11 protein-coding genes are annotated in these 12174 nt (G+C 56.1%); 6 read left to right on the top strand and 5 right to left on the bottom strand.

Features of this window, described 5'->3' with window-relative positions:
- From ACFOJE_RS03155 to idi, 4 genes are all read right to left on the bottom strand, one after another.
- Window positions 1–102: exodeoxyribonuclease VII small subunit (locus tag ACFOJE_RS03155; protein ID WP_377812801.1), on the bottom strand; the 102-nt coding region annotated here is incomplete at its 3' end.
- 254 nt (window positions 103–356) lie between these two features.
- Window positions 357–1478 (bottom strand): glycosyltransferase, encoded by a 1122-nt coding sequence (locus ACFOJE_RS03150; RefSeq protein WP_377812796.1) that lies wholly within the window; start codon window positions 1476–1478, stop codon window positions 357–359.
- Between the two features lie 5 nt (window positions 1479–1483).
- Entirely contained in the window at window positions 1484–2617 is a 1134-nt protein-coding gene (gene hpnH / locus ACFOJE_RS03145) for an adenosyl-hopene transferase HpnH (RefSeq protein ID WP_377812795.1), read from the bottom strand.
- A 151-nt stretch (window positions 2618–2768) separates the two neighbouring features.
- Window positions 2769–3365 carry an isopentenyl-diphosphate Delta-isomerase gene (gene idi / locus ACFOJE_RS03140; protein ID WP_377812794.1) on the bottom strand — a complete coding sequence of 199 codons (597 nt, stop codon included), beginning with the start codon at window positions 3363–3365 and terminating at the stop codon, window positions 2769–2771.
- Between the two features lie 196 nt (window positions 3366–3561).
- Here idi and hpnI point away from each other — a divergent pair, with 196 nt between their 5' ends.
- The 5 genes from hpnI to ACFOJE_RS03115 all read left to right on the top strand — a co-directional run bounded on the left by hpnI (window position 3562) and on the right by ACFOJE_RS03115 (window position 9048).
- Window positions 3562–4716 carry a bacteriohopanetetrol glucosamine biosynthesis glycosyltransferase HpnI gene (gene hpnI / locus ACFOJE_RS03135; RefSeq protein WP_377812793.1) on the top strand — a complete coding sequence of 385 codons (1155 nt, stop codon included), beginning with the start codon at window positions 3562–3564 and terminating at the stop codon, window positions 4714–4716.
- A gap of 81 nt (window positions 4717–4797) precedes the next feature.
- The gene (gene hpnJ / locus ACFOJE_RS03130) at window positions 4798–6234 is read left to right on the top strand and encodes a hopanoid biosynthesis associated radical SAM protein HpnJ (protein WP_377812792.1); all 1437 of its coding nucleotides are present in this window, start codon (window positions 4798–4800) and stop codon (window positions 6232–6234) included.
- An 89-nt stretch (window positions 6235–6323) separates the two neighbouring features.
- Entirely contained in the window at window positions 6324–7121 is a 798-nt protein-coding gene (gene hpnK, locus ACFOJE_RS03125; protein ID WP_377812791.1) for a hopanoid biosynthesis-associated protein HpnK, read from the top strand.
- Window positions 7118–8116: a lysylphosphatidylglycerol synthase domain-containing protein gene (locus ACFOJE_RS03120; protein ID WP_377812790.1), complete on the top strand. Its 999-nt coding sequence runs from the start codon at window positions 7118–7120 to the stop codon at window positions 8114–8116. The genes hpnK and ACFOJE_RS03120 overlap by 4 nt, the downstream gene beginning before the upstream one ends.
- 38 nt (window positions 8117–8154) lie before the next feature.
- Window positions 8155–9048, top strand: a complete 894-nt coding sequence (locus tag ACFOJE_RS03115) for a ferritin-like domain-containing protein (protein ID WP_377812789.1) — start codon at window positions 8155–8157, stop codon at window positions 9046–9048.
- A gap of 3 nt (window positions 9049–9051) precedes the next feature.
- Here ACFOJE_RS03115 and hpnA read toward each other — a convergent pair whose 3' ends face one another.
- The gene (gene hpnA / locus ACFOJE_RS03110) at window positions 9052–10125 is read right to left on the bottom strand and encodes a hopanoid-associated sugar epimerase (RefSeq protein WP_377812788.1); all 1074 of its coding nucleotides are present in this window, start codon (window positions 10123–10125) and stop codon (window positions 9052–9054) included.
- An 889-nt stretch (window positions 10126–11014) separates the two neighbouring features.
- On the opposite strand from hpnA, the gene ACFOJE_RS03105 reads away from it, so the two are divergent.
- Window positions 11015–12145, top strand: a complete 1131-nt coding sequence (locus ACFOJE_RS03105; protein ID WP_377812787.1) for a phytoene/squalene synthase family protein — start codon at window positions 11015–11017, stop codon at window positions 12143–12145.
- Window positions 12146–12174: the final 29 nt, after the last annotated feature.

Raw genomic sequence — 12174 nt, 5'->3', positions numbered from 1 at the left:
GGAGTCCTCCAGCGACAGCTCGCCGCCCTCCAGCCGCTCGACCAGGGTCTGCAGCTCGGTGAGGGACTGTTCGAAGTCGAGGGCGGCTTTCTTGCGGGCCATGGGGGGACCTAGGGGGCGGCGGGAGCTCAAAAAAACGGCAAGACACTAGCAGAGCGATGGCGCTACAGCAAACGCTAAAACTTGGAGAGGGACGGTTGCTTAGGGTTTTGAGCTGGGGTTATGCGTGATGCAGACGGATAGATTGGTATTGGGAGGTGAGGGGTTGCTTCGTTTGCCGCAGGAGAGTCGATGTGCCCACTTGGTCAGTGGGCACATCGACCGACAGTCATGCCGTGTGAGCGAAATGTCTACCCTTAATGACTGTAGATTCTTCCCTTCCAGCGTGAGCGTACGCCGCGCCAATAGCGAATTGCCGAGCTCCAGGTCATGCCGAGATAGAACGCAGCACTGATCGGTAGCAGCAAAGCCCATAGCGGAGACATGCGGTAGTAACGCAATATCGGCAAATAGCTGACTGTCATGGCAGCCCAAGCGGAGAGGGCCCAAGGCCACATGGTGGGTAAGTTCATGAAAGCGAACGGCCCGCCATAGGCAACGAGAAATATCGCCGTGACTGCCAATAATGCCCAGACGGAGTAGCCGAGCTGGGTATACGCGGAGCGTGCAACCATGTCGTGAATAGAGGCCAAATTGCCATAAGGGCGAAGGCTCACCACGCTACGACTCAGGCCAACCCAGGTGCGGTAGCCGGCTTGCTTGACTTGACGTGCCAAGGTGCAGTCATCGATCAGGGCGCCACGAAGACTGGCGAAGGCGCCTATCCGATGCAGGACGTCAGTATCCACCAGCACGCAGCCTCCTGCCGCTGCGGCGACGAACTTATTGCGGGAGTTGGACAGGGCAAAGGGATAAAGCAGTTTGAAGTAGTAGACGAATACTGGCAGCAGCAGACGATCCCAGAAGCTGGTGCGACGGAGATCTGCCATCAGCGAGACGAAATTCCGCCCTTCGCGTCTTTTGAAAGCCAGCAGGGCTGGCAATAGGCCGGGCTGTAGCTGGATGTCGGCGTCGAGCAGAAGTGTCATGGCTGTGCGCACATGGGATTTTCCCTGTTCCAGAGCCCACAACTTGCCAGCCCAGCCTTCCGGCAAAGGCTGGCCGCTCACGACTCGGGTATTGGGAAAGGCTGCAGCGATACTCGCCGTAGCATCGTTGGACTGATCGTCCACGACCACTACTTGCAGTCCGTTCCCTTGGGCCTGCAGGGCAGACAGAGTGGAGCCAATCGTGTCAGCTTCGTTGCGCGCCGGGATCAGTACCGTGATATCGCTGAGGTCAGCCGTCCGCACGGCTTGAGGATCTGCCTCAAGTTGTTCACGGGTGCTCCATGGTCGCCACGGGACCAGCAACAGTCCCCCCCAGATCAGGACCGGGAGGAAGGCGATCACCCCGGCGTGCTCTAATACGCTAAGCATGCGCGTTAGCCCTCACTCAAACCCGGGTCATGTTCCTCGATGGTTCGAACTGGAATGCGTGAGGCGTTGAAGCTGGCGCGGTCACCGTATAGCACCGGTAGATCGGGAGCCATGGCGCCGTCGGTGCGCGGTCCGAACAAGGCCACGCGCAGTGCCTTCAGCGGGTGAGCAAAGGTATCGTTGACGGAGCTACCTTCGAAGCCGCAGTGCGCCATGCAGTTGTCGCATTTGGGATTTATGCCGACACCATAGTTTTCCCACTGGGTTTCTTCCATCAGTGCCTTATAGGTCGGTGCGTACCCCTCATCCACCAGCAGATAGCAGGGCTTCTGCCAGCCGAAGATGTTGTAGGTCGGGTTGGACCAGGGGGTGCACTGGTACGACTGATTGCCGGCCAGGAAGTCGAGGAACATCGATGACTGGTTGAATACCCACTTACTCTTGCGTTGCTTGCCGCGCTTGAATACTTCTCGGAACAGATTCTTGCTCTCGGTGCGTCCGAGGAAGACGTCTTGGCGCGGCGCGTGCTGATAGCTGTAGCCCGGCGATACGGTAATCCCCTCGATGCCCAAGGACATGGCGTAGTCGAAGAAGTCGGCGACTTCCTCTGGCGGCTCCTGGTTGAACAGGGTGCAGTTGATGGTCACGCGATAGCCGCGCGAAAGAGCCAGCTTGATCGCTGCTACGGCTTTGTCAAACACGCCTTCCATGCACACGGACTCATCGTGGCGCTTTTCTAGTCCGTCGAGATGGATCGACCAGGTGAAGTAGGGAGAAGGCTCGTATTCGTCGATATGTTTCTGCAGCAGAATCGCGTTCGTGCACAGGTAGACGAACTTCTTGCGTGCGACGATGCCGCGCACAATCTCCGGCATTTCCTTGTGGATGAGCGGCTCGCCGCCGGGAATGGAAACTACCGGGGCTCCGCACTCATCCACGGCGCGCAAGGCTTCCTCGACGCTCAATCGCTTCTGCAGGATATTCTTGGGGTGGTCAATCTTGCCGCAGCCCGCACAGGCCAAATTGCACTGGAATAGTGGCTCCAGCATCATGGCCAAGGGATAGCGATGCTGACCGCTCAGCTTCTTGCCGATGATGTAGCGAGCGATTTTGATTTGCTGAATAAGGGGAATGCCCAATGGGGATCTCCGCAATGTCGGTCTGCTAAGTGTAAAACCGGTGCGCACGTGAACAGATGGCAGGTGCCATACGCCTACTTCGCCGGTGGTTAATTCATCCGTCAGCGCCTGATCGTCGATTGAAATGGGGTGCGCTGAGCGGATCAGAATTCTAAGGGAGAGGAGTGAATACCTCTGCATGTTCTTGGCGCAGGCGCATCCATTCGAGTTTGAACCAGGGTGTGAAAATTTGCGGGTTTTCGGCCATTTCCTTGTCTAGCGCTTCGGGGGAAATGTATCTCAGTGCCGAGACCTCGTTCAGGTTGAGAGTGGGGGCTTCGTCGCTGCGGCCGGCATAGACCCAGCATAATTCGTGTTCCGCACCTTCGGCATCGAATTGGGCATGATATTCGAACTTGAATAGAAAGCTGAATGAGCATTGCATGCCCAGTTCTTCGCTGAGGCGCCGATCTATGGCTTCATTGATCGCCTCGCCCCGGCGAGGGTGGCTACAGCAGGTGTTGGACCAGAAGCCCGGCCATAATCGCTTGCCTGCAGCTCGCTGTTGAAGGAGGAGCTCACCTTTATAATTGAACACAAACAGCGAAAAGGCCCGATGCAGCAAGCCTTGCCCTTGGTGTGCAGAGGCCTTGTCTAGGAAGCCAATCTCTTGATCGTGCTCGTCAACAAGCACCAACGGTTCATCATTGAAGGAAACCACACTCCTTGAGTGACGCCATTGGCAAAACTCTTGTTCCTGACTAGCCAAAGATCAAACTCCTCACCAAATCTACCGCAGCATGATAGCGCATAACAGCCTTCTCGAAGAGCCTTCGTGGGGCGGTGCGGGTGGTTGGGATTAACCATAAAGTTAGTAGTTATATGCCTGATCGGTTCTTAATTTGAGCAAACTCAGACTGCTATCATCATGTTATTATTGGGCAAATGCCTCATCAAGCACTCTCATGTCGACACATTCTTTCGTCAGTGCATTCATATTCTGGCTGGGCACTGGACTAGTCGCTGCAGCCTCCGGTTATGCCATCGCCACCTTTGGTGTCGCTCTCAAAAGCACTCTCAGTCGAACCTCGTCCTCGTGGCTTCGATCCCATGTGCGACCGGTCAGTGTGCTCAAGCCGCTGCATGGAGCAGAGCCGAAGCTGTATGAGAATCTGCGTAGTTTCTGCCGGCAGACTCATCCGAACTACCAACTGATATTCGGTGTGCGCGAACCTCAGGATCCTGCCATCGCTGTGGTGAAGCGGCTGCGCGATGAGTTTCCACAGGTAGACATCGACTTGGTTGTCGATCCGCGCGTGTATGGTGCCAATTTCAAAGTCAGCAATCTGATGAATATCCTCTCATTGGCTCGACATGATTGGCTGGTGCTGGCTGATAGCGATATCAGCGTGCCCGAGGATTACTTGGTACGGGTGACGGCCCCGCTGGCGGACCCAGGGGTGGGAATAGTCACCTGTCTTTACTATGGTGTACCACAGGACAGCTTCTGGTCGCGCTTAGGTTGCTTGTTCATTGACGACTGGTTTGCGCCATCGGTACGCCTATCGCATTCGTTCGGATCTACCCGCTTTGCTTTCGGCTCAACCATCGCGCTGCGCCGAGAATCGTTACAGGCCATTGGCGGCTTTGAGGTTCTGCGTGATACTCTGGCTGACGATTTCTGGTTAGGTGAGCTGACTCGGAAGGCTGGACTACGTACCGTGCTTTCGGATTTGGTGGTCGGTACCGAGGTGATCGAAACCAGACTGGCCGAGTTGTGGGCCCATGAGTTGCGGTGGTTGCGTACGATTCGAGCAATCGCGCCGAGCGGCTTTTTCATGAGCTTCGTCTGTTTCTCTTGGCCGATGTCCCTGCTCGGTTTGGCGATGGCGCCGACAATGTTGAATGCCTCGCTGGCTGCGGTTGCGTGTTCTGCGCGTATTGGGCGCTTTATTCTTGGTCGTCGAGTCAGTCGGCCATCGGTGCCTTGGTATGAGGTCCTGCTGACCCCGCTCCGTGACTTGCTTCTGTTGGCAGAATGGGCCGTGGCTCTGACCAGTTGGCGGGTTCAGTGGCGCGGTCAGGTTCTGCATGCGCGCAAGGATGAGCCTACACGTTAGTTTTGACCTATTCTCGCCATGGTGTGTGGGTAGGCGGTTGGTAAAATCTCGGCCTGGTGGCCGTTGGAGCTTAGATTTTCTATGAAGTCTTTGAAGACGCTTTTTCTGCAGGCTCCGTCTTTCGACGGTTTCGACGGCGGTGCCGGTTCGCGTTATCAGGCTAAACGCGAGATTAAGAGCTTCTGGTATCCGACTTGGTTGGCTCAGCCGGCTGCTCTGGTTCCCGGCTCGCGCCTGCTGGATGCCCCGGTGGAAGAGCTTTCAGTGGAAGAGTCCCTGAAGATCGCCGCTGAGTACGAGCTGGTGATCATTCATACCAGCACGCCTTCCTTCCCGACCGATGCCAAGTTTGCCGAGCTTCTCAAGGCTCGTCGTCCTGACGTTCTGATTGGTCTGGTCGGTGCCAAGGTTGCGGTTGACCCCATTGATTCACTGAAGGCTTCGCCTGCAATCGATTTCGTGGCACGTGAAGAGTTCGACTACACCTGCAAAGAGATCGCCGAAGGGCGTCCCTTGGAAGAGGTTGCTGGGATCAGTTACAAACTGGCGGATGGCACGGTAAAAAGCAACCCGCCGCGGGCAATGATCGAGAACATGGATGAGCTGCCCTTTGTTGCTCCCATCTATAAGCGCGACCTGAAGATCGACCGCTATTTCATCGGTTATCTCAACTATCCCTATGTCTCCATCTACACCGGGCGGGGCTGCCGCTCCAAGTGCACTTTCTGCCTGTGGCCGCAGACTGTTGGGGGACATCGCTACCGTGTCCGCTCGGCTGCCAATGTCATCGCCGAGGCTAAGTGGATCAAGGAGAACATGCCCGAAGTGAAGGAATTGATGTTCGATGACGATACCTTCACCGACAGTTCTAACCTTGAGCGCGTGCACGAAATCGCTCGTGGACTCCATGCTCTGGGCTGGACCTGGAGCTGCAACGCCAAGGCGAACGTGCCCTATGAAACCCTGAAGATCATGAAGGAAAATGGCCTGCGTCTGCTGCTGGTAGGCTACGAATCCGGCGACGATCAGATCCTTCACAACATCAAGAAGGGCCTGCGTACCGATATTGCACGCAAATTCACCGAGAACTGCCACAAGCTTGGTATCCAAATTCACGGTACTTTCATTCTTGGTCTGCCTGGCGAGACCAAGGAAACCATCGCCAAGACTATCCAGTTCGCCAAGGAAATTAATCCGCATACCGTTCAAGTGTCCCTTGCAGCGCCCTATCCGGGCACCAAGATGTACGATCAGGCCATTGAGAACGGCTGGCTTGAGCCGAACCAGGCGGTCAACTTGGTCAATGACAAAGGGGTGCAGTTGGCTCTGATCAGTTATCCGCACCTGTCCAAGGAAGATATTTTCCATGGTGTCGAGAACTTCTATCGAAGCTTCTACTTCCGCCCCTCGAAGATCTGGGAGATCGTCAGAGAAATGATGGGTAGCTGGGAAATGACGAAGCGCCGTCTGCGTGAAGGTGTGGAATTTTTCCGCTTCCTGCGTGCGCACGAGGCTTGAGAGGGGTGTTTGCCGGGCATCGCCCGAGTGCGCAACGTTCTGCCTCCAATGTGTGTGATCCAGCTTTAGCGTCGCGGCCACGTTTGATCGTGACCGCGGACGATTATGGCCTGCACGAGGCTGTCAACGAGGCTGTCGAACATGGTTATCGTGATGGCGTGCTAAGTGCTGCCAGTTTGATGGTCGCAGCCCCTGCGGCAGGAGACGCCGTCGCCCGTGCTCGGCGCCTGCCGGGGCTTGCTGTCGGTCTGCACTTGGTGCTTGCCGATGGCAAGGCAATGCTTCCGCCAGGGCGGATCCCTGACTTGGTGGATGCTCGGGGCTGGTTCGACATCAATATGGTGCGCAATGGTTTTCGCTTCTTTTTCCTTCCCCGGGTTCGTCGTCAACTGGCGGCCGAGATTCGGGCGCAATTCGAAGCTTTCGCTGCAACTGGTTTGACGTTGGATCATGTCAACGCGCATAAACATTTCCATCTCCATCCGACCATCTTGTCGCTGTTGCTCTCCATTGGGCGAGACTATGGCATGAGGGCTATCCGCCTGCCTGCCGAGCCGAGCATGGGGCCTTGGTTGCGTCCTTGGCTGGGCTTGATGCGCTGGCGTCTCAATCGGGCGAAGGTCATGTATAACGACCACGTTTTCGGTCTCCAGCATAGCGGTGGTATGGATGAGAGGGTTCTGATGGATGTGCTTCGGCAATTGCCCGATGGCCTCTCCGAGTTGTATCTCCATCCGGCTGTTCATGGTGGCTTGACTGAAAGCATGGCCGATTACCGGCATGCTGACGAGTTGGCTGCCCTGCTATCGCCAGCGGTGCGCCGGGTGATTGAGGGACGTTACAAGCTATGTTGCGGCTTTCTTGATCCGGAGGCCGTTTCGGCATGAAACGACTTAGTTATTTGGCCGGTTTTATCGGTCTGGTTGCCGTTATTGCCATGGTGGTGCGCCAAGACGGGGACGCCATCCTTAACGCTTTCGATCACGCAGGATGGGGGCTGCTTTGGCTACTGCCTTTCCATGCGCTGCCCCTTCTGCTCGATGTGATCGGCTGGCGTATGCTGTTGGCTCCAAGTGATCCGGAAGGGCGAGCCAGCATTCCAGTCCTCTTTTGGATCGCATCAATCCGCGAGGCTTGTAACCGCCTGCTGCCAGTCGCCAATATCGGTGGTGAGATTGTCGGTATCAGGTTGGTCAAGTGGCGTGGAGTCGATGGCGCGGCAGCTGCGGCGAGCATTGTCATCGAAGTCCTGTTGACCCTCCTCACTCAATACCTTTTCACAGCGCTGGGCATCGTACTGTTGATCGCCCTGATTCGGAATGTCGGAGCTTTAGACACGGTCCTGATTGCTTTGGCTGCCAGTCTGCCGCTCCCCATAGGTCTGTTCATGCTGCTTCGTCATGGGCGGGTGTTCTCGCGCTTGGAGGAGGTGGCCGAGAAGATCTTGGGTGGGCGTTCACGGCTCACGGAGCTAATCAATGGCAAGAACCTGGATCGGGACATTCGCAGGCTCAGCTCTAGTCCGTGGCGTCTAATCGGCTCCTGTGGTTGGCAGTTTTCCGGCTTCGTGGTCGGTAGTGTTGAGACTTGGCTGGCATTGGAGTTGTTGGGGCATTCGGTCAGCGTTTGGGACGCCATCGCTATCGAGGGAGTAACTCAGGCTATACGTAACATTATCTTTATCGTTCCCGCCGGCATAGGCGTTCAAGAGGGGGGATTGATTCTGTTCGGAAGCATGATTGGGCTGCCGCCCGATGCCGGCATGGCGTTATCGCTGGTCAAGCGTATGCGTGAGGTGGGGTTCGGCGTGCCGGCTCTCATTTCTTGGCATTGGGTTGAAGTGCGGCGGCTGGCCCAGCAACGATGCGACGAGACTGTGTGATCAATATTAGTCATGAGTGATGATTAGGAGTAGTTGTAATGCAGACTGACGCCTCCGTAGCTGATGCTGATTACGCCATGCGCAACTGGCGCGGCGAGCGTCTCGGTCGAATCAGGGTCGGCTCCGATGCGCACAAGCAGCTGTTCTGTCGTATGCTGTTGGATACTCACAATCCTTACAAGCCGGCCGTAATGGTTTGGCCCGAGCTTTCTCCCGACGCTTTGCAGCGGATTACCTCGCTGCCCATTTGGGACATCGCTGTGCAGACGGAGGGGAGGGCGCAGTTGAGGGTGCAGGCTTATGCCAACACGGTCAGTGATCCGCTCCTGCGTGAGGCGTTGGTCATGGACGGTGGCGAAGAGGCGCGGCACAAGGTGGTCCTCAGTAAGCTCGTCGAGGCCTATGGAATTCGCTTGGAGCCGGAGCCGGCCTACCATTTGCCCAAGGACCCTGAGTGGGCTTGGCTGGTCACTGGCTACAGCGAGTGTGTCGATAGCTTCTTCGGCTTCGGATTGTTCGAGGCTGCCAAGAGGACAGGCTATTTCCCGCCAGAGCTGGTGGAGACCTTTGAGCCGGTGATGCAGGAAGAGGCCCGGCATATCCTTTTCTTCGTCAACTGGATTGGCTGGTATCGCCGCCAGCTATCCTGGTGGCAAAGGCTTGTCTTCGAATTTAAGGTTGCACGAGTGTGGGCTTTCCTGATCTGGGAGCGGATAGGTATCGCCAGGGGACTGGATAACAATGGCGAGATGCAGGATGCCAATTTCACTCTGACGGGGCATGAACAGATTGGTATCGATCTCACGCTATCCGAGCTGTTGGATATGTGTTTGGCTGAGGATAGGCGCCGCACGGATGGCTACGACAAGCGCCTCTTGCGTCCGACCCTGATGCCGCGCTTGGCGCGCATAGCGCGCCGTTTCATACGCTGATCGTTATTGGTTCTGCTTGAACCAAGTTACTGCATCCTCCAGCGCTCGGCGGAATGAGCCGGGCGCATAGCCTAGCTCTCGCTCGGCCTTGGCGCTGGAGAAGAACATGCGTTTCTTAGACATGCGCACTTCTTCTACGGTGGCGATCGGCTGGGTGCCGGTGAGACGCGCCCAGCCTTCTGCTGCGTAAGCTATGGGCATCACCACGGAGTGCGGCAATCTCCACCGGGGAGGTGTGCGTCCGACAATGTCGGCGATTTCCGCCAGCAGCTCCCGCAAGCTGAGATTCTGGCCGCCCAGAATGTAGCGCTCGCCCACTGTACCTTTCTGGTAGGCGAGCCAGTGCCCTTCTGCGACATCATCCACGTGCACTACATTCAGGCCGGTATCGACATAGGCGGGCAGGCGTCCTGCCATGGCATCGCGTACGATTCGTCCGGTAGGGGTAGGTTTGATGTCGCGCGGTCCAATCGGGGTTGAGGGATTTACGATCACTACTGGCAGGCCGTCTCTGGCAAATTCCTTGGCCACCTCTTCGGCAAGGAACTTGGAGCGTTTGTAGTGCCCGATCATGTTGCTCAGCGAGACCGGTGTACTTTCGTCGCCGGACCGACCATCTCCGGGAATGCCGAGAGTGGCAACGCTGCTCGTATAAACAATGCGTGAAACCCCGGTTATCTTCGCTGCATTGAGTATCGCGCGTGTGCCATCTACGTTGTTTCGATAAAGCTCCGCTGAGTTCGGCGCCCATAGACGATAGTCGGCGGCCACATGAAAGAGTGCATCGCAGCCATCGCATGCTCGTTGCAGGGAGTCAGTCTTGGTGAGGTCTCCTTCATAGACCTCTACCTCAAGGTTTTGTAGATTGCGGCGATCCGATGACGCTCTTGCCAGAACGCGGACTTGGTGACCTTCGCGCAGGAGGCGGCGTGCTACGGCCGAGCCGACAAAACCGGTGGCTCCGGTCACCAGTGTCTTTACGGCATTAACCATTGATAAAAAAGCCTTAATTGATGTGCTGTGGGAGTTGCTTTGATCGGCACTTTCCGCTCGCCTAATGTGATGGTCGCGGTTCATCGAGAGGGGCGATTGTGCGCTGCTATTTCACTCTGCAGAAGGGGGGGCTGCGGATATTTCCAGCATTTATTTACAGCTTTGCATTTTTCAGTATGGACTAAATTTTCCTACATAACTACAGTGCCTCCTAGGAAATAGTCTGGAAAGATCTTTGATTACATTCAATTCATCCCGTTCGCCGGGACTCGAAGCAGCTGTCCTTTGCCAGTGCTGAGTGCAACGGTGAAGGCAAGCAGACTTACCATAAGCAATCCCGGATGATGATTCAGGTGGCGCACGGGATGGCACGAGTGAGCGGGAGATGCAGCAGCCCTGAGGTGCATTACGCCGGAGATACTAAGCAGCACTGTTTCGGCATAACGGCTCCTGTCCCTGCCGTAGTGTCTGCATGCTAGGGAAGGGCCAGAAGGACCTCGCCTGCAGCCCGGCTAAAACTGTCTCTGCGTCGCAGTCAGCCAGATCTAGCTTGCAATGCAGGGCGTGTACATGTAAAGAGACGCCCCGGGTGCCTGGTGTTTGCCTGGCTAGGTTTGTTACTGCCTGATTTCCCCTACAGGAAAGTGCCTGGAGAGGGGGAAAATGAGGCTGAGAAGCTCTCTTGAGGAGCCGACTTTGATGTATAGGCAGGGTCAAGCGGTCGTTTCAAATTCAACTGGTCACACTGTTTGTCCTGTCGGATTTCCTGAATGGTGAGAGAATACTCGCTCGGGGCGTGGGATATCCCCCTGCAGTACTCCTATGAAATACAAAATTGAAGCCGGCGGCGTGAAATAGCCCTCGACTCATGCATAAGCCCAGGTTTTTGCTGGCCCGTACCAATGGAAAGCAAAAAAATCGGGGCTATTCAGATCATCGCTAACTGGATAAAGAGGAAGGCTAAGGCAGATCCATGTTCGACCCCCAACAAGCTACTGTGACCTCAAAAAACGGTGCTGATGCTTACCAAGACGCCATCCTTCCAAAAGTATCCAGAAGTTTCGCGTTGACCATCCCTCAGTTGCCGCCACTGCTACGCCGTGCGGTAACCAATGCCTATCTGCTTTGCCGTATCGCCGATACCATTGAGGATGAACCCGTTTTCTCTGCTGAGGATAAGCGGCGGTATGAGGATGCCTTCATAGATGCAGTGACTGGCCGCATCGATTCTCAACAATTCTCCGCAGAGGTGGCCCCCCTGTTCTCCAAGGCGACCTTGGAGGCTGAGCGCGAGTTGGTTGGCCAGTTGCCTTTGGTTCTTGAAGTCACTCGGAGTTTAAGGCCGGCCCAGCGTCAGGCCATCGTGGAGTGCCTCAAGATCATGTCCCACGGGATGCATGACTTCCAGCGCAACGTGGGTCGTCATGGGCTTGCCACTCTGCGTGACATGGATTGCTACTGCTACTGCGTAGCTGGCGTTGTAGGCGAAATGTTGACGGAATTGCTGATCGATTTCGATCCGGCCTTGGTCAGTCAGCGTGACACCCTTATGCGTCTTGCAGTTTCATTCGGCCAGGGGCTGCAGATGACCAACATCCTCAAGGACCAGTGGGAGGACTACCGTCGCGGTGTCAGCTGGTTGCCTCAGGATATATTCGCCAAATATGGCGTGCGCTTAGAGAGTCTACAGGCCGGTCAGAAGGACTCTCGCTACGAGGCAGCGATGATCGAGTTGATCGGCGTGGCTCACGCTCACCTGCGTAATGCGCTCGACTACACGTTGATGATTCCCGTGAGCAAGCATGCCGGCTACCGCCAATTCTGTCTGTGGAGTATCGGGCTCGCGGTGTTGACCCTGAGTAAGCTGCAGAAGAATCTCGATTTCTCCGCTGGCGAGCAAGTAAAGGTCTCCCGCAGGGCAGTAACCTATACCATCGCGCTCAGCAAGATGAGCGGGAAGTCCAACACCGCTTTACGTTGGTTGTTCGCGATAGCTGCGCGCAAGCTTCCGCTGACTCCATTATCGGCAGAGTGGAGTGCGCCACCGCACGCGAATCTCATTTGGCCCAAGAGCGCGATCGCATATTTCGCCGAAACAGCCTAGAGCAACTTCATTCAAACAGTGATGTCAGC

The organism is Azotobacter bryophylli (assembly GCF_042643485.1).
In the GTDB taxonomy this organism is placed as follows: domain Bacteria; phylum Pseudomonadota; class Gammaproteobacteria; order Pseudomonadales; family Pseudomonadaceae; genus Azotobacter; species Azotobacter bryophylli.
The sequence above is the reverse complement of the archived record's forward strand: the minus strand, read 5'-3'. Positions and strand labels throughout refer to the sequence as shown.

Coding starts and splice junctions, on each gene's coding strand:
- ACFOJE_RS03150 (WP_377812796.1), bottom strand. CDS start 1,478: ATGCTTAGCGTATTAGAGCACGCCGGGGTGATCGCCTTCCTCCCGGTC.
- hpnI (WP_377812793.1), top strand. CDS start 3,562: ATGTCGACACATTCTTTCGTCAGTGCATTCATATTCTGGCTGGGCACT.
- hpnJ (WP_377812792.1), top strand. CDS start 4,798: ATGAAGTCTTTGAAGACGCTTTTTCTGCAGGCTCCGTCTTTCGACGGT.
- ACFOJE_RS03120 (WP_377812790.1), top strand. CDS start 7,118: ATGAAACGACTTAGTTATTTGGCCGGTTTTATCGGTCTGGTTGCCGTT.
- ACFOJE_RS03115 (WP_377812789.1), top strand. CDS start 8,155: ATGCAGACTGACGCCTCCGTAGCTGATGCTGATTACGCCATGCGCAAC.
- hpnA (WP_377812788.1), bottom strand. CDS start 10,125: ATGAACCGCGACCATCACATTAGGCGAGCGGAAAGTGCCGATCAAAGC.
- ACFOJE_RS03105 (WP_377812787.1), top strand. CDS start 11,015: ATGTTCGACCCCCAACAAGCTACTGTGACCTCAAAAAACGGTGCTGAT.